Genomic DNA, 18866 nt, shown 5'->3' with positions numbered 1-18866 from the left:
ACTTGAAAAGATTGAAGAACGTAAATTAAGTGTAAGCTCCAAACTAAATTGACGCATAATTTTTGCGTAAGATGGACTTAAAAATAGTTAGTCGAAAAATTGAAAACAAAGCCACCTGGCATTTAAAACTTGCTCTCCTAATCAACAATTGCAATAGAAGTATTCACTGTTATTTTAGAGTCGGTTCTTACTTAGAATGAACGATTTTGAGAGAAACCTACTCGCATAAAAACATCTTTGTTCATCAAGCTGGGTTTAGAAGGAACAAAATCTGTTAATAAAGTCGAATTAGTTTAACACCGACACATTCTTTTTCATTGATTTTATCTCAAGTGAATCCAGAAGACTTACGATTTTCTCACTTAATCTTTCAATATCCACTAATTTATTTTTCGCTTCATTCTTTTTGTCGTTGATTACATCGTGTACAATTTCTTCTGCAAGTTTATGTAATTGAATATGCCAGTTTTCAAGTTCCTTAAAATCGGGGTCATGGCGAAGATTAATTGAGCCGGGGCCATAATACCATTTGCCAAGCGAGCAGCCTTTATAGTTTCCTGCAACTTTTGGATCAACTGTTTCTTTGCCACGAATAATATTTTGCAATCTAATCTTCCATTGACGATGAGCAAGCTTTGCGGCCGAGAAATCGAAAGTATCAATCTTAATATTACTGCCTGTTATTTGCTTGTTCGTATAATGTTTGTCAGTTTTTGATAATTTAAACATGTTTAGCAGTTCTTGAAGGTTAACAGCCTGTCTGGTCAAATCGTTAGATGCTTCGGCAATCTGTTCAACTGCATGAGCAGATTCACCAATTATTCCAGAGATATTTTCAACATTGGCAGAAACCTGTTTTGATGTAGCAGACTGTTCTTCGTTTGCTGCAGCAATCTGGGAGATCAATTCAACAACCTTATTAATGTTTTCTGGAATCTTTGATAATGATTTCTCGGAATTTTCTGTTAATTGAATAATTTCTGCGACCTCTTTATTCCCTCGATTCATTGTTTCAACAACTTTTCGTGTCTCATTCTGTATATCAGAAATAATTTTACCGATTTCTTTTGTTGACTTCGAGGATCGTTCGGCTAATTTTCTAACTTCGTCAGCCACAACGGCAAAGCCACGTCCGTGTTCGCCAGCACGTGCGGCTTCAATTGCCGCATTTAATGCTAGCAAATTGGTCTGTTCAGCTATGTCATCAATTACTTGGAGAATGCCTGTGATTGATTCTGTAGATTTCCCCAGAGATTCAAGTTTTTGTGCTGTGGATTGAACGAAATCTGCAATTTGTTTTACTTTGTCAATTGTTTTACCAATTTCTAAAATACTTCCTTTAACGATATCCTCATTATCTTTTGCTTTATCAGCTGTTTGGATTGCGTTTTCAGCATTCAATTGTATTGCAGAATCCATTTGAGACACAGCTGCTGCAACATCGTTAATTTGTAATGACTGTTCTTTTGATGTTACAGAAAGTTCTTCTGTTGTTGCTGAAATTTGACTTGTAGCTGAAGCCAAATTATCTGTAACCTCTCTTACATGCTGCAAAACATCACGTAGTGAATTGACCATAAACTGCAAGTTTTCCACAATAATTTGATTGTTCTCATCTTCTAATGTGTACTCTAAATCGACAGTAAAATCTCTATCTGCTAACTGATTCATGATTTCTTTTATTATTTCGGTTTCCTTCTTTAATATTTTATTTCGCTTTGATATATATTCTACAAACTCAAATGTTATTATACTATTAACTGCGATAATACCAACCATTTCGAGAAACTTTTTATCGTCATTATTGAAAGGTGTTCCGTCTTTCTTTTCGGAAATATATAAATTACCATAACTTTTATTTTCGTGTATCAAAGGTATGGCCAAAAGTGTCTTCATTTGTGGATGATTTGCGGGAAAACCATATGATTTGGGATGTTTAGATAGGTCATCCAACATTAACGTTTCACGAGTTTGATGGATATATCCGAGCAGTCCTTTCCCTTCGGGATATTTCCCAATCTTTTGTTTTATTTCCTCGCTTACTCCACGTGTGATAAATTTTTTAACTTTATTTTTTTCATCAAAAACAGAAATTGCCACATATTTAACGTCGAAGATTTCCAAAGTTAGGTCAGCAAGCTTTTCTAATATTCCATCAGTACTTTTTTCCGAACGAAGTTTGAAAAAAACATCGACTATTAAATTTGTATTCCTAACAAAACGGCTAAATACTCTTTGAACTTTATATAGATCTTTGTTGATGAAATGAAGTTCGTCTTTTAATCGGTATTCCTCAGCTTCTGATGAAAAATCATAATTTGAAATTTTATGAAGTCGTGTTTGTATTGAGGACAATTTTTTCAAAACGGTCTTAATAAAGAAGAGTCCAAGCAATAACGCAACAAGTATTGACAATATAATCATCGACAAAAAATTGCTTTGAAAATTTTCGATTACAACTCTTACTCCATTTATATCATTTTTTGATGTGTATTGATTAATCTCTGTAAGGAATGAATATACACCTGTGTAAAGAAGCAAAATAAAAATTGCTACAATAATCGAAGCTAGTAAAAATTGAATTTTTAAACTCAATTTCATATAAACTCCATTAAGTAATTATATGACTGTTGCTATTATCGAAAAAAAAGCACTTTTTTAAAGTATATAAGACTACTTATCGATTAATATTTTTTCATTATTATTGGCAGAAGTTTTGTGTATAAACAAATAAGCAGCTGGGTGTCTTTCAATAAATGCACATGCCATAATTTAAGATATTCTACATATGCTGGTATTTATCGGGATCCTTATCAGGCGGTGCAGAGTAGATTACAGAGTTAAATAAAAGTATTGGTTGGTTAGTTAAAACAATTCATCTTCAATAGTTTTGCGATTTCGCTCAACGGAAAGAGTTTGCAAATTCAGATAGGTATAAAATTTATATTCCACATTCATTTACGATAATACTTTTTTGATTAGCTGATAATCACTTCTTGATAATTATTCCTTCTCGATAGTTTCTATTTTATTGACTGAGATCTGGCGAAATAATTATATCTTATCTTCTTTTTAATGATTAATAGAGGAAAAATACTTTTTCATTTGAATTGCTTAGTTATCAATGCAATAACATGTGGGCAAAAAGAATCCAGTATTGAGAAAAGGAAAGAAACTATAATTAAGTAGGATTTTTTTAGAGATTCCTATGTTAAATTTTCTGCTAGCATTTATCCGAATGCTGCAGCATTTAACCGCAATAAGCTTCAAATAGAATTTTATACTTAATTTTGCCTAAAATTCAATATGTACTGTCTGTGCTTAATTGCAAAAATAATTTACAAATTAGGAAGGGGATAGAGGGAAGCGGAGGAAAGAGATGTCGAGGGCAAAACATCTCTCTGAGCATGCTCCCCTCTATATAGTAGTTGAGGGTGTTAAAATCTTTCTAGTTGAGTTATAATTTATTTACCGAGACAAATATAAAAAGAACAGAATAAAAAAATATAATGCTAAGTTGAGAAAAATTTTTACACTGCTTTGTTTCTTTCTTTTTCTTCAATATCGGTAATAACAGTTCTAAGTATTTTCAAAAAACTATCAAATTCTTTCAGCTTGTCGAAATTATAATCGATACCTAAATCGAAAAATCGCTTCCTTAATATTGGTATATCATAAGATGTCAGAAGCATAATAACAGTGTCGTTTTTTTTAGCTCTTGCCAGTTCGATTACTTTCTTTAATTCTCCTTCGGTGCTATCGCCATCTATTATTATAATATCAAAAGAACTTTTGGATAATTCTTTAACGGTTCCGTAAAGATTCTTGGTCAAAATAATATCTGCATTTGAATTTATCAACTCAATTTGTTTAGCAATTATTTTCCTGATATCATTTGAGTATTCGAAAACAAGCAATCTCATATACGCAACGAAAATTTTTCCAGCAACTTAAAGAACAAATAAAAATCCTCAAATAGTAAAAAAGTTATTTTTATGTCAAAAAACGTCAATTAAGAAAGTAGTAAAATTACTACTAATCTATACAGTTCTTGCCTAATTCTTGTAGAGTAGTTATTAACTTATCAATTTCAGTTGACTTGTCAAAAAAATATTCTGCATCTTTTGCAGCTTTTCTGAAAATTGGGTCTGTGTAATTTGTAAACATAATTACAATCGGCTCAGAGTTAGATCTGTTTTTAATTTTATACAGGATATCAATTCCACTTTTTTCACCCAGATTAATATCGAGAATCAAAATGTCGGGCATCTCATTTTTAATTTTTTCGATGGCAGATTGATAATCTTCGGCTTCACCGTAAAGTTCAATGCCATCAATCGAATCGATAATCTTTTTAAGATTTTGTCGAACAATGGAGGAATCGTCTACTATAAGAACTCTTTTCATAATAGGCTTAGAAATTATGTGCACGATTCTTTTAGTTAAAATTAAATATAAAGCTCTGAGAGAAGGAAAAAAGTAGTAAAATCAATCAAAATGGTGTCGTAATATTCCTACAAGATTATTCATTTAATTGATGTTGAAGTGCAAATCGAATGAGTTCAGCTGTAGACTTGAGACCTAATTTATCGAGCATGCGACTGCGGTAAGTGTTTACAGTCGAAACACTGAGATTAAGTTCGCGGGCAATTTCAGTTTGCGGTTTGCCTGAAGAAATTAATTTAAGAATTTGTATTTCACGGTCAGATAAAAGTTCTAATGGTTCTTTATTTGTTTTTTTGTCTTCCAGATCTTCAGCTAACTTTTCAGCGAGTGATTGTGAGATATATTTTCTACCTGCAGATATTTTGTGGATTGCATTAATTATTTCGTCGACTGCAGAATCTTTTGTAATATATCCGGAAGCACCTGCCTTTAATGTTCTTTTGGCAAACTGATCCTCAGGCATCATGGTCATAACCAGCACTTTTGTTTTCGGTGAAATATTCTTAATGTCTTTGAGTACATCAAGACCGCTTTTGCCTGGCATTGCCAGATCGAGTATAACAATGTCTGGCTTTAATTTTAATATATCATCAATGATATCGAATGGATTTCCGGTTTCCCCGATTACTTTCATACCGGATTCGTGTTTGATAAGATTCTTAATTCCCTCTCTGATCAATGAATGGTCGTCGGCTATATATATAGTTAACATAGCTAACCTTAATTGTGATTTTAATTTAAGGTTATTTTATGTAAAAAGTAAAGTCATTGATGACATCCATCATAGGACTAACTTAATGACAGTGCCCTGTCCTTTTTTGCTTTCGATTTCAAAAGTGGCACCTATCGAAGATGCTCTTTCTTGCATGCCCATTAAACCAAATGTTTTTTTGTCAGCCAGCATTTTATTATCGAAGCCGACCCCGTTATCTTTAATAATTAGATGTATCGAACCTTCTTTCTTAGTTAACGATACGCTTACTTTTGTGGCTTTTGAGTGCCTGCTGATATTTGTTAAAGCTTCCTGTATGATTCTGAAAATTACCAGTTCTTTATCTGAGTCAAGTTGTATCGATTCATCAGAAAATTTATATGAGCAGTCGATTTTTGTTGTCTTCTTAAAATTCTCAACCAGCCATTCGATAGCGGGTATCAATCCAAGTTTGTCCAGAACTTCGGGTCTTAGCTCTGTTATCATTTTTCTTACACCTGCTACCGCTCTGTCGATTACGCCCGACATTGAATCGAGTTCGGTAATAATTGTGTTTATATCCTGAATTTTTTTTTCAACGATATCTCTTTTTATAATTGAGAGGTTCATTTTAAGAGAAGTTAATAATTGTCCTAATTCGTCGTGCATCTCGCGCGCAATTGCTGCCCGTTCGGATTCTCTTAATGTTTGCATGTGCAATACGAGCTGTCGGTATCGCTCTCTCGATTCGTTCAATATTGTTTCTGCATTTTTCATTACAGTAATGTCGAATGCAGTTCCGATTGCCGCAGGTTTGTTTTTGTATAGAATTGTACCTGCTGAAAGTTCTATCCAACGTTCCGTTCCGTCTTTTGTAATTATTTTAAAAGAGTACCTGTTAGGTACTGCTTTGCCTTCAAGCCGCGCTATTCCTATTTTCATTACTTCATCCCGGAAATCAGGATGAATTAGATTCCAGACCTCCATTTCCATCAATTCGTCTTTTGAATAACCAGTAATTATTTCTGTGTAAGGATTGAGATAAACAAATTTATTGTCCTGATAAATAAATATTGCACTCGAAGTTGTTTCGGTCAAGATGCGGAATTTCTCTTCGTTTTCCTGCAGTGCTTTTTCTGCCAGATATTGCTCGGTTATGTCAATGGCAGTTACTAGTCGATAATTTCCTCCTAAAGTATGTGGCAGTGCGTGTGAACTGATTTCAACGTATATAATAGTACCGTCTTTCTTGCGGTGACGCCACCCACGATGTCGCTGTGTAATCTCGGTATCCTCGCGTACGCTTCGAATTAAATAAGGGATATCTTCTTCTGGGCGGATATCTGTTAATTTCATACTTAGAAATTCTTCTTTTGAATAACCATAGTGAAAAATTGCCGCATCGTTTACTTCAATAAATTTCATCGTATCGACGTCGTAGATCCACATCGGGTGCGGATTATTCATAAATAAAATTCTGAATTTTTTTTCACTCTCTTTGAGCGCATTTTCAATTTTATAGTGATCGGTTATATCTTCAATTGTACAAACAACCCCTTCGAATTTGTCATGGTGGCTTCTTAACGGAGTCGAATTGACCGACAGAATTTTAAACCCTTCGGCGCTTTTATAACCATAAAGTTTATCTCTTATTATTTCGCCACGTCTCTTCACTATATTAAATGGATATTCAATCTCTGCAAGCAGTTCTCCTTCGGCAGTATAAAAATTGAATTCAATAGAATGACAACATTTGTTTATCAGATTTTCTTTATCGAATGATAGGATGTCGTGAGCAGCTTCGTTTGCAAAAGTAATTATTCCATCCTGATTAACTGATATTATTCCGACGGGACTTGTATCGAGTATACGGTTTAGCAATTCTTTGTTGCGAGAAACTTCTTCTTCTTGTTTTTTTACTTCAGTAACATCGATCACCATCGACATCAACCCTTTAAACTTTCTACTATGATCATAGAGTGGAGTGTTGTACCATTCACATATAATCTGTTTTCCATTTTTAGTAACATTAATTTCAGTTGATTGGAGAGTATCGTTTTGCTTAATCAAACTATTGATTTGATTCTCAATTGCACTGCGATTTTCCGGCAGCGTAATGAAGTCGTGAATTTTTTTATTTATTATGTCTTCTTTTTTGTAGCCGAAAATATTTTCAGCTGAAGGATTCCAGTCTTTAACGGTAAAGTCGCTATTAAGTAGTATCATGCCAATTGGCATTCTTTCGAATTCCAATTGTAGCTGATTGAGTAAATATTCTTTTTCTTCTTTCAACTTTTTTAATTCAGAAATATCGGTGTGAGTGCCGATCATGCGGAGAGGTTTACCATCTGAATCCCACTCAAAAATTTTACCACGATCCAGTATCCATTTGTAGGAACCATCTTTTGTGCGCAATCTACTTTCTACCGAATACATCTCCGATTTGCCTGCCAGATAATCGTTTAGCTTTTTTAAAACAAATTCTTTATCGTCAGGGTGAAGTCGACTTTCCCATTCCGTGTAGTAGTTTTTTATTTCGTCTTCTTTATAACCAAGCATGGTCTTCCAGTTTTTTGAGAAATAGACTTCGTTTGTTTTTAAGTTCCAATCCCAGACACCATCGCCTGCCCCTTCAAAAGCATAATTCCATCTCTTCTCTTGTTCAATCAATTCTTCGTTTTGCTGCAGTATTTGTTTTGTGTCGTATTGGAGAAGATAATAAAGTATCAATGCTGTAAGGAGTATATAAGCTACTGCTTGTGTTATTGCAGCTATTTTTAATGTATAGGCGTCAGTTTCAATAGTGAAAGTCAGAAGGATTGAGATGACCGTAAAAGTTGATGAGACAAGAAAATAGCGAGTTGCAATTTTAAACGGCCTTTTCTTCAAAAAAATTGTTAAGTTATTATTAATTTTTTTCTCCATTTAGTCACCGTGGGCAAGTTAGAGTTTTTTTTATTTAATATAAATAAAATTTTGTATTATTTTCTAAGAGGACTTAATTATAGAACATCATCCCAATTTATTAATGGAGAATCGATGAAAAGACACATCTCATTTTTAATTCTTTTTCTGATTGCTGGATTTATAACAGCTCAAACTAAAAAGATCGAGTTTGTTCATTATAAACTCGATAATGGTTTGAACGTTATTCTACATCAGGATAATTCGACTCCGATTGTAGCGGTTACAGTATTGTATCACGTCGGAAGCAAAAACGAAGACCCTGAACGAACGGGCTTTGCGCACTTTTTCGAGCACTTGATGTTCGAGGGTTCACCTAATATCGGCAGGGGAGAATATTTTAAAATTGTGGAATCTGCAGGAGGCCAGCTGAATGCAAATACTTCGTTCGACAGGACATTTTATTATGAAATCCTCCCTTCGAACCAGCTTGAACTGGGACTCTATCTCGAGTCCGAAAGAATGCTCCATTTGAAAATCGATAGCATAGGCGTGGAAACACAAAGAAAAGTAGTAAAAGAAGAACGAAAACAAAGCTATGAAAATCGTCCTTACGGTTCATTGCTCGAAAAAATATTCAGCAATGCTTATAAAGTTCATCCGTATAGATGGATACCTATCGGAAGCGTACAGTATATCGATCAGGCAAAGCTGGAGGAATTTATCGAATTCTATAAAACATTTTATGTGCCTGAGAATGCCACCCTTTCAATTGCTGGAGATATCGATATTGAGAAAACAAAAAAGTTAGTAGATAAATATTTCAGTGAGATTCCGAAGGGTAATAAAACAATTCCGCGACCCGACGTAGTTGAACCGCCTCAACAAAAAGAGATACGAGAAGTAGTTTATGACAATGTTCAACTTCCAATGGTAGTTTATGCTTATCATATACCTGAACAGGGGACTCCAGATTACTATGCATTGCGTCTACTTACAACATTATTGTCTGGCGGAGAAAGTGCTCGGCTTCAAAAAGAAATTAAAGACAAAAAGCAGATGGCTCTTGCAGTTGGTTCCATACCTCTGTCGCTTGAAGACCCAGGGCTTTTTATCGTTTATGGTCTTTCCAATGTTGGGATTAACGCTGAAGAACTGGAAAAAGCAATCGAATCAGAAATCGATAAGGTAAAAAAAGAATTGATAAGCGACTACGAATTTCAGAAAGTGCGCAACCAGATTGAATCGGATTTTGTCAATCAGAATTCAAGAGTCGCAGGTATTGCAGAAAACTTAGCGGATTATCTGGTATATTTTGGCGACCCGAATCTAATAAACACAGAGATCGAACGTTACATGAAAGTTACTCGCGAGGATATTAAACGTGTGGCGAATAAATACTTTACAAAAGACAACAGAGTAGTGCTTTACTATTTGCCCAAATCAATGGAAAAGAAATAAAAATTAATGGAGTATAAAATGTTTAAGAAGATAATTGCGCTTTTATTAGTTGCGGGATTGGTTTCCACTTTTGCGCAGGTCGACAGAAGCCGACTACCTGAAGCGGGACCTGCACCCGAAATTCAAATCGGGCAGTACGAGTCGTTCGAGCTGTCGAACGGTCTTAAAGTGTTTGTTGTGGAAAATCATAAACTACCCCGAGTAACTTTTTACTTACAAGTGGATTCCGATCCAGTTCTCCAAAAAGATCAAAAAGGATATGTTGAAGCCGTCGGTGAATTGCTGCGTACCGGAACAAAAAATAGGACAAAAGACAAACTTGACGAAGAAATCGATTATCTGGGCGCTTCGTTTTCGACATCGGCAGATAATATAACAGCATCGGCTCTTTCAAAATATAAAGATAAAATATTCGAAATTATGGCAGATGTTATTTTGAATTCGGAATTCAAGCAGGAGGAACTCGATAAGATTAAAAAACAAATGATTTCTGCTTTAGCTGCATCTAAAGACGAGCCAGATGCAATTGCAGAACGACTTCGTTCCGTTCTTATGTTTGGAAAAGAACATCCCTACGGGGAACTTGAAACCGAAGAAACTCTTAAGGCCATCAGTCTGGAGGAGTGCAAAAATTACTATCAAACTTTTTTCAAACCGAATATTTCTTATCTGGCTATTGTTGGAGATATTACACTTAAAGAAGCAAAAAAACTGGTAGAAAAAAATCTTGGCGGCTGGCAAAAAGGAGATGTTCCAAATTATAAGTACAATACACCCAAATCCCCGCTTATTACAAAAGTTGCAATGGTCGACAGAGCAAATTCTGTACAATCCGTTATATCGGTTTGTTACCCAATAGAACTACAGGTCGGAGCCGAAGATGCAATAAAAGCATCTGTAACTAATTTAATTTTAGGAGGTAGCGCTACAGGAAGATTATTTATGAATCTACGTGAAGATAAAGCTTATACTTATGGCGCCTATTCCATACTCCGTTCCGATCCGATAGTTGGAACCTTCTTTGCATTTGCTCAAGTGCGCAATAGCGTAACCGACAGCGCAGTTGCCGAGATCCTTAAAGAAATGAAAAGAATACGGAACGAGAAAGTATCCGAAGACGAACTGAAAAAAGCCAAAAATTATTTAAGTGGAAATTTTATACGAGACCTGGAAAACCCAGCAACAATTGCTCGTTTTGCTATCAACACGGTGCGCTACAATCTTCCCAAAGATTATTACAAAAATTATTTGAAAAATCTCGCGGCTGTTACTGTTGATGACGTTCTTAATACTGCAAAAAAATACATCAAACCGAATAATGCTTATATACTGGTTGTTGGAAGCGCCGACGAAGTGGCCGAAAAACTGAAAAAGTTTACTGTTACAAACAAAATTGAATATTACGACATCAACGGCAATCCATACGACCCTTCACTCAGTAAAATACCAGAAGGCTTAACTGCCGAGCAGATAATTAAAAATTACGTCAATGCAATTGGGGGAGCCGATAAGCTTGCCGCAGTTAAAGATAGAATGATTAAGATGAACGGTTCTATGCAGGGAATGAATGTAAGTGTGACACTTTATCAAAAATACCCGAACAAATTATATCAGGAAGTTGACGCAGGAGTATTTAAACAAAAGACCGTTTTCGACGGGAATAAAGGTTATGTGGAGGTAATGGGACAGAAACAAGATCTTCAGGGCGATCAGCTCGAATCCCTTAAAAACGAAGCTCTCGATGCCGTTCTCGATTATTCTAAGTATGGAATTACTCCCGAGCTAACCGGTATGGAAAACATCAACGGCAAAGACGCTTATCGAGTAGTATTAACTTCCGCTGGAGGAAAGAAAACAACACAGTATTTCGATCCGGAAACGTGGCTGCTTATAAGGAGCATAACGTCAATTTCGACGCCTCAGGGAAGTTTTACTCAAACTACCGATATGAGCGATTATAAAGAAGTCAATGGGGTTAAATATCCGTTTAAGTACATACAAAGTTTCGGTCCGCAGTCGATCGAATTAAACGTAAGTACAATTGAAATTAATACTGGTTTACCTGATTCGCTATTCGAGGTTAAATAGAAGGGATAAAAAAAGCCCCCGTAAAAACGGGGGCTTTTGGTTTTTATTTGCTTATCGAATTACTTTCACTTCAGAGGCTTGTAGACCTTTCGGACCCTGAGTAACACTGAATTCAACTTTGTCGTTTTCATTCAATGTCTTGTAGCCTTCGCCTACAATCGACTGATAATGAACAAAAACGTCTTCGCCGTTTTCTTGTGAAATAAATCCATAACCTTTTGAACTGTTAAACCATTTAACAGATCCTGTTTTGCGCTCTGCCATAACAGATGCTCCTTAAAATAAATTTGTAAATACGTTTATTTTTTCGACAGAGGTTAAGAACTACTGAGGGTTCGAGCGGGATGCTTCTACTACTTCGTATACTTCTAAAACAACTGTCTTACGGTTGCTAACATAATGAATTATTCTTTTATATCCAAACGAATAATTAAATTTGAAAAAAATAAAAATTTGTGTCCATGTTTAAAATTTTGGGAAGGTGTAATTAAAAAAGCCTCGCATGAGCGAGGCTTAGAATTTATTTTATATTACCTTAACATTGGCAGCTTGTAGACCTTTTGGACCCTGAGTTATGCTATATTCAACTCTGTCATTTTCGTCTAATGTTTTATAACCCTGACTTACAATTGCTTGGTAATGAACGAATACATCTTCGCCCTTTTCTTGTGTAATAAATCCGTAACCTTTTGAGCTGTTAAACCATTTAACAGTTCCGATTTTGCGCTCTGCCATAACAGTGCTCCTTTTTAATTTGTTGTGTATTGTGTTTATGACAGGTGCTATGGAACTACTTCTGAGAGATTAAGCGATTTGCTATTACTTCTTGAGTAAACTTCGATATCAACTGTCTTTCAAAAACAAACATAGGTAATTTATTATTAATATCCTAATGGAACTAAAAATTAATTTCAAATCGTTAAAAATGGTGATTTTCTGAACTGTTGCCGATAAATACGGTCTGTTTACCGATTTTCAATTCTTGATAACTCAACTATTTTTCAATTTTCATATGTGAATTTGAAAAATAAGCTTGACAGGAACAGAAAGAGAAGATATATTTGGGAAACGATTTATACAAATTTCGTTTCCAAAGAATAAGACTGAAGGTGTTATTTTGAGTGATAATTTAGAATTACATGAGCGGATTTTGACCGTAGCTGAAGAAAAATTTCAGAAATACGGCTTTAGCAAAGTTACAATGGAAGAGATTGCTGCCGATTTGGGCATAAGTAAAAAAACTCTCTACAAATATTTTTCAAATAAAGAGCATGTTCTCCGCGAAGTAATAAAAAAAATAAAAATCGATTTTGAAACATTTTTCGACGAACTCTTCAAAGATACAACCATCGACTTTTTCGAAAAACTGAAACGGCTAATGGAATATGTAACCAAAAATTCAGCCCGTTTCGAAGGCAATATGATTAAAGATCTGGTTCATAACCATCCCAAAATTTGGGCCGAGATGAAAGAATATCGAAAAGAACAAGCTCACAGTCGCATTATCAAAATATTAGAAGAAGGAACCAAAAGCGGATTCTTCAGGAATGATATACTTCACGATCTCGTTGCTATTATGATTTCATCAGTTCACAACATTATAACTCCCGAAGTGATTAAGGAGCTTCCGATTACAGAAAAGAATGCTCACATCTATTTTTCCAGGATAATTTTTGAAGGTATTCTTACTGATGAAGGAAGGAAAAAGTTGAAAGAACTCGATTTACCAAATAAATAAGTTTATTAACAAAAAAAGAGGACAGAAGTGAAAAAAATCTGGATGATAATATTTCTATCGACGAGTCTTGCATTTGGTCAAGCTAATGAAAGACTTTTGCTCGATATTGATGCGGCTATTAAATTAGCCCTCGAGAACAATCCGAATGTTAAAATTGCGCGCATGGAAGTTAACAAATCGGAAGAAAAGTTCAGGGAAACAGTAAGTGGATATTATCCCAAAATTGACGCAAGCGCGCAGTATCAGAGATATATCAATAAACCGGTTATCTTTTTACCGCCCGGCTCCCCTTTCGGTCCAACGCTAGAAATTGGGTCGGACAATTCTTACAATGCGGCAGTCAGCCTTAGCTTACCGATTTTTTCGCTCTCGTTAATCGAGGGTACGAAAACCGCATCGCTGGGCGTTGATATCGCAAAAGTTAATTTACGCAATATCGAAATTAAAACAGTTGCTAACGTAAAAAAATCGTTTCTCGGTGTTTTGCTCGCACGTGAATATAAAGTTGTTATGCAGCAAAGCTTAAAAAATGCACAGGATAATCTTGAAAATATAAGAAAACTAAATGCTCAGGGACTCATGTCGGACTATGATCTACTGCGAGCTGAAGTTCAGGTTGAAAATTTAAAACCAACCGTATTACAGGCTGAAAACAGTTATAAACTGGCGCTCGATGGTCTTAAAGTAACAATTGGTCTGGACGCTTCGAAAAATATCGATGTTACAGGTGAACTATTGTACGATGAAAATTATATTCTTCCAGATTACAATTCAGTGCTTGAGGATGTAATGAAAAATAATCCGCAGCTCGAACTTCTCAACAAACAGGTTGAAATAAGTCAAAAAAGTGTATCGCTTCAAAAAGCTGCTTATTTCCCGTCTCTGGCAGCTTTCAGTAACTATCAATACCAAACGCAGTCCAATGATTTCAAATTTCAGGATTATAAATGGGTAAAAACTTTCCTGGTTGGGGTACAGGTTCAACTGCCGATATTCAATGGCTTTAAAACAGATGCGCTTGTTGAGCAGGCTGAAATTTCTCTCAACCAGGCTACTGAGCAAAAGGAAGGATATTTAAAAGCAATAAAAACTCAGATCAGTAGCGTTATTTATAATATATCGCAAGCAGTGAAAAGAATCCAGGCTCAGTCAAAGACAGTCGAGCAAGCACAAAAAGGATACGAAATTGCTAAAACAAGACTCGAAAACGGACTGAGTACACAGCTCGAAGTAAATGACGCCGAACTTGCTTTAAGGCAGGCTAAGTTAAATCGACTTCAGGCTATCTACGATTTTCACTCTGCTCTTGCCGATCTGCACGAATTAACGGGTAAAAGTTTTAATTATGAAATCAAGGAGAAATAAAATGAAATCGAATAAAATTGTGCCGGCTTTATTACTTCTTTTATTTGTAGGACTTGCAGGTTGTTCTTCAAAAAAAGAAGAAGTTAAAACCGATCGACCGATTCCTGTGGAAGTAACAAAAGTGGTTAAGTCCAGTATTGAAAGAGAAATAGAACTGGTGGGAACTTTGCAGCCCTGGAAGGAAGCAAATTTAGGGGCTCAAACGACAGGTAGAGTAGAAAAGATTTTTGTTGAAGAAGGGAGCTTTGTGAAAGAAGGTGATCTGCTTTTTCAGATGGATGATACTCAGTTAATTCAGGCTAAACTTCAGTATCAATTAGCAAAAGATAATTACGAAAGAATTAAGCCTCTCTACGAAAACGGTTCAGTTTCACAGTCACAGTTTGACCAGGTAAAAGCTAATTATGAATCCGCCGAAAAGTCGTATAATCTTCTGCTTACCAATACACAGTTCAGAGCTCCATTTTCTGGTGTGGTTACAGCCAAAAGATTGAACGACGGAGAAATCTTTTTACTTGCTCCTACTGGGGGAGCTCCCGCAATAGTAACGATTATGCAATTAAATCCTCTTAAACTGATGCTTGGCATAAGCGAGTCTGACTTTAATTCTGTGAAAATTGGACAGACGGTTATCATTAAAACCGATATTTATCCAGAAGAAGAATTTAAAGGAGTAATTAATAGAATCAATCCGGCAATTAATCCAACCACACGGACTTTTCAGGTAGAAGTTAAAATATCGAATGATAAAAATCTTCTAAGGCCTGGTATGTTTGTTAGAGCTTTTGTCCAGATAGGAAGTAAAGAAGGAATAATTATAAATCGCTCTGCCGCATTGAAACAACTCGGTTCCGATGCCTACTATGGCTTCGTTGTCCAAAACAATAAAGCAAAACGGGTTGAATTAAAATTAGGCAAGGAATTTAATTCCGAAGTGGAAGTTATTAACGGTTTGTCCGAAGGCGATTATATTGTGACGAAAGGACAGGGTCTTCTCAAAGACGGTTCAGCCGTTGAAATCAAAGCTAAAGTAGAGTAAAAAGGAGACAGAGATGAACTTACCAGAAATTTCAGTAAGACGACCGATAACGACTATAATGCTTTTTATTGCGATAATTATTATTGGTTTAGTTTCCTTTCAGAGGCTTCCTATTGATTTATTTCCTGAAATTGATCCACCTTACATAAGCGTCCTGACACAATATCCAGGCGCAAGCGCACAGGACGTCGAAATTAACGTCAGTAAGAAAATCGAAAGTGGTTTGAGTTCTGTTACAAACCTTAAAAAGATTTCTTCTGTTTCTATTGATAATATTTCCGTTGTGCAGCTCGAGTTCGAATATGGCACAAATCTCGACGAAGCTTCGAACGATATTCGTTCTGCCCTTGAATTTGCAAAGCGAAATCTTCCCGACGACGCCGAAGACCCAATTATATTTAAATTCAGTACAAATATTTTTCCTATTCTCTTTATTGCTGTTCAGGCAGAAGAAAGTTATATCGGGCTAAACAAACTTGTCGAAAGAGAGATTATCGATCCGCTTAAACGGGTTAATGGTGTAGGTACCGTTCAGGCATTCGGTGGTCCTGTAAGACAAATATTAATTAACGTCGACGCTAAAAAGCTCGAAGCTTATAATATCTCACCTGCCGAAATATCCCAGATATTACAATCTGAAAATCTAAACATCCCCTCCGGCTCAATCAAAGTAGGTGATATGGAGTACAATCTCAGAGTACCCGGGGAATTTGCAAATGTTAATGATATCAAAAACATTGTAGTATCTCAAGCGGGTGGTAAGTTAGTTTATCTTAAAGATGTAGCTGTTGTAAAAGACAGTTTAAAAGACAGGTCAATAGATGTTCGACTCAATGGCGGTCGCGGGCTCTTTATTATTATTCAAAAACAATCCGGCGCAAATACTGTCCAGGTGGCCGAAGATGTTAAAGAAAAAATCGAGGAACTAAAAAAGAATCTTCCATCAGACGTTAAAATTGATATTACTCAGGATTCTTCGGAATTCATAATACAATCTGTGAATAATCTTGCCGAAGCTGTTTTACTGGGAGCTGTTTTTGTTACGATTGTGGTTCTCCTTTTCCTCAGAAAATGGAGAGCTACATTTATAATTGCATTGACATTACCAGTATCTTTAATCGGCGCTTTCATTTACCTCTATTTTTCGGGCAATACAATAAATATTATATCGCTCTCTTCACTGTCGATTGCTGTGGGATTGGTTGTGGACGATGCAATTGTTATACTTGAGAATATAACGCGTCACGTCGAACGTGGAGCTCGACCGAGAGAAGCTGCGGTGTTTGGCTCTTCAGAAGTAGGTCTTGCTGTGGCTGCTGCTACTTTTACGATCGTAGCGGTATTCTTCCCCCTGGTGTTTATTTCAGGTATCGCCGGAATTCTTTTTAACCAGCTCGGATTTCTTGTTACGGTAATGATTCTCGTTTCCTTGTTGGCTGCACTGACGCTCATCCCGATGCTTTCTTCAAAACTGTTGAAATCGAGAAAGGAAGAAAAACCAATAAAGAATCCGCTTCTTAAAAAGATAGACTCCAGTTTGTCGTCTACATTAGAAAGCATCGATGACTTTTATACAAAAGTTCTTGCGTGGGCATTGGATCATCGCAAGACAGTTGTCTTAACGGCTATTTTAATTTTTGCCGGTTCACTGATGCTTTTGGGTACGTTGGGAACAGAATTTATTCCTAAATCGGATTCTTCCCAATTCCAGCTGACGTTAGAAATTGAACCAGGCAGAAAGCTCGAAGAAACAATAAAATACGTTAAAGAAATAGAGCGCATTGTAAAAGAAGACTTTCCAGAAGTTCAATACATGACAGCTCGCTCAGGTGTTAACGACCAGGGCTTTTCATCTGTCTTGTTCGGACAGAGCGAGGGTACTAATATTGCCACTTTCCAATTTAAAACATCCAAAATAAACGAAAGGAACCGTTCTATATTTGAAATGGCAGACGCCTTGAGAGAACGACTTAATTCTTTTGTCGGAATCAAAAGTATAAGCGTAAATACTGCGGGAGCAGGCGCCTTTTTAACTGGTGCAACCGGTGCCCCCGTAGAAGTCGATATTATTGGTCCCAACCTCGATGAATCCTACAAAGTTGCCAATCGACTTAAAGATTTTATGAATTCAATCGAAGGCACTCGTGACGTTCGAATTGATATTGGTGACCCGCGTCCAGAATTGCAGATTATTTTACAACGCGATAAAATGGCTACAAGCGGATTGAACACAGCCATGGTGGGTAACGCTCTTAGAAGTCATTATTACGGCATTACTTCAACTACATATAGAGAGCTGGGAGATGAGTATGATATCTTCATCAGTCTCCCTCCCGAAAAGAAAACAAGTATCGACGATATCGAAAACTTGCCCATTAAAACACTGCTTGGTACAACGGTTAGACTTAAAGACGTAGGTAAAGTAGTTCAGGCATATTCGCCTCCGACAATCAAAAGAAGAGAACAGGAACGAGTTATTGCAGTGCTGTCAGACGTTGAAGGTAGATCACTCGGTGAAGTAACTTCGGATATTCAGAACTTTGTTGACGGCATCGAACTTCCTCCGAATACTACTATTGAATACGGAGGACAAATCGAGCAACAGAGCGATACATTTAAAGACCTTCTATTACTACTTGCATTAAGTGTTGTACTGGTTTATATGGTAATGGCGGCACAATTTGAATCGCTGCTCGATCCTTTTATTATCATGTTTTCTGTCCCCTTTGCATTCACGGGCGTATTCATTGCTCTCTTTATAACAGGCATTCCATTTAGCGTTATTGCATTCCTCGGAAGTATTATGCTCGTTGGTATTGTTGTTAAAAATGCTATTGTGCTTGTCGACTTTACGAATATTACAAGAGCACGCGGTTATCAATTGCGGGAGGCTATAATTTATTCGGGTAGAAACAGGCTGCGTCCTGTATTGATGACTACACTTACAACCTTGCTTGGACTCTTGCCTCTTGCCGTCAGTACCGGCGAGGGTTCGGAAATATGGCAACCACTTGGTATATCAACTATCGGCGGACTATTCTTCTCTACATTGATAACGTTGATCCTTGTTCCTGTTCTCTATTCGTATTTTGAAACTAAAGTTAAACAGAAAAAAATTGTTGACTGAGAGGTGA

The 18866-nt window shown here is 36.2% G+C and carries 13 protein-coding genes; 6 read left to right on the top strand and 7 right to left on the bottom strand.

All coding sequences use genetic code 11. The features are described from left to right. Window positions 1-288 precede the first annotated feature (288 nt). From ACSSV9_RS08340 to ACSSV9_RS08320, 5 genes are all read right to left on the bottom strand, one after another. A complete protein-coding gene (locus ACSSV9_RS08340; protein WP_437346789.1) occupies window positions 289-2601 on the bottom strand; it encodes a methyl-accepting chemotaxis protein in 2313 nt (770 codons plus the stop codon). 929 nt (window positions 2602-3530) lie between these two features. Continuing rightward, window positions 3531-3923: a hypothetical protein gene (locus ACSSV9_RS08335; protein WP_437346788.1), complete on the bottom strand. Its 393-nt coding sequence runs from the start codon at window positions 3921-3923 to the stop codon at window positions 3531-3533. A 112-nt stretch (window positions 3924-4035) separates the two neighbouring features. Continuing rightward, the gene (locus tag ACSSV9_RS08330; RefSeq protein WP_437346787.1) at window positions 4036-4407 is read right to left on the bottom strand and encodes a response regulator; all 372 of its coding nucleotides are present in this window, start codon (window positions 4405-4407) and stop codon (window positions 4036-4038) included. Window positions 4408-4522: 115 nt separating this feature from the next. After that, window positions 4523-5158, bottom strand: coding sequence for a response regulator (locus tag ACSSV9_RS08325; protein WP_437346786.1), 636 nt, complete (start codon window positions 5156-5158; stop codon window positions 4523-4525). Window positions 5159-5227: 69 nt separating this feature from the next. Further along, on the bottom strand, window positions 5228-8062 hold the full coding sequence (locus tag ACSSV9_RS08320; RefSeq protein ID WP_437346785.1) for a PAS domain-containing sensor histidine kinase: 2835 nt from the start codon (window positions 8060-8062) through the stop codon (window positions 5228-5230). Window positions 8063-8176: 114 nt separating this feature from the next. Between ACSSV9_RS08320 and ACSSV9_RS08315 the strand changes: the two genes are divergently transcribed. Together ACSSV9_RS08315 and ACSSV9_RS08310 are read left to right on the top strand one after the other, a co-directional pair. Next, window positions 8177-9502 carry a M16 family metallopeptidase gene (locus ACSSV9_RS08315; protein WP_437346784.1) on the top strand — a complete coding sequence of 442 codons (1326 nt, stop codon included), beginning with the start codon at window positions 8177-8179 and terminating at the stop codon, window positions 9500-9502. Window positions 9503-9520: 18 nt separating this feature from the next. Further along, window positions 9521-11590, top strand: a complete 2070-nt coding sequence (locus ACSSV9_RS08310) for an insulinase family protein (protein WP_437346783.1) — start codon at window positions 9521-9523, stop codon at window positions 11588-11590. Window positions 11591-11641: 51 nt separating this feature from the next. Here the strand turns inward: ACSSV9_RS08310 and ACSSV9_RS08305 are convergent, their stop codons facing one another. Together ACSSV9_RS08305 and ACSSV9_RS08300 are read right to left on the bottom strand one after the other, a co-directional pair. Further along, window positions 11642-11854: a cold-shock protein gene (locus ACSSV9_RS08305; RefSeq protein ID WP_437346782.1), complete on the bottom strand. Its 213-nt coding sequence runs from the start codon at window positions 11852-11854 to the stop codon at window positions 11642-11644. A gap of 261 nt (window positions 11855-12115) precedes the next feature. Continuing rightward, window positions 12116-12325: a cold-shock protein gene (locus ACSSV9_RS08300; protein WP_437346781.1), complete on the bottom strand. Its 210-nt coding sequence runs from the start codon at window positions 12323-12325 to the stop codon at window positions 12116-12118. Window positions 12326-12707: 382 nt separating this feature from the next. Between ACSSV9_RS08300 and ACSSV9_RS08295 the strand changes: the two genes are divergently transcribed. The 4 genes from ACSSV9_RS08295 to ACSSV9_RS08280 are packed head-to-tail and all read left to right on the top strand — an operon-like array spanning window position 12708 to window position 18859. Next, entirely contained in the window at window positions 12708-13328 is a 621-nt protein-coding gene (locus ACSSV9_RS08295; protein ID WP_437346780.1) for a TetR/AcrR family transcriptional regulator, read from the top strand. Between the two features lie 27 nt (window positions 13329-13355). Continuing rightward, a complete protein-coding gene (locus tag ACSSV9_RS08290; protein WP_437346779.1) occupies window positions 13356-14693 on the top strand; it encodes a TolC family protein in 1338 nt (445 codons plus the stop codon). Window position 14694: 1 nt separating this feature from the next. Beyond that, window positions 14695-15732 (top strand): efflux RND transporter periplasmic adaptor subunit, encoded by a 1038-nt coding sequence (locus tag ACSSV9_RS08285; protein ID WP_437346778.1) that lies wholly within the window; start codon window positions 14695-14697, stop codon window positions 15730-15732. 13 nt (window positions 15733-15745) lie between these two features. Beyond that, a complete protein-coding gene (locus ACSSV9_RS08280) occupies window positions 15746-18859 on the top strand; it encodes an efflux RND transporter permease subunit (RefSeq protein ID WP_437346777.1) in 3114 nt (1037 codons plus the stop codon). Window positions 18860-18866 lie beyond the last annotated feature (7 nt).

The organism is Melioribacter sulfuriphilus (genome assembly GCF_051488685.1).
GTDB lineage: Bacteria > Bacteroidota > Ignavibacteria > Ignavibacteriales > Melioribacteraceae > Melioribacter.
This window is presented reverse-complemented; position numbering and strand designations above follow the sequence as displayed.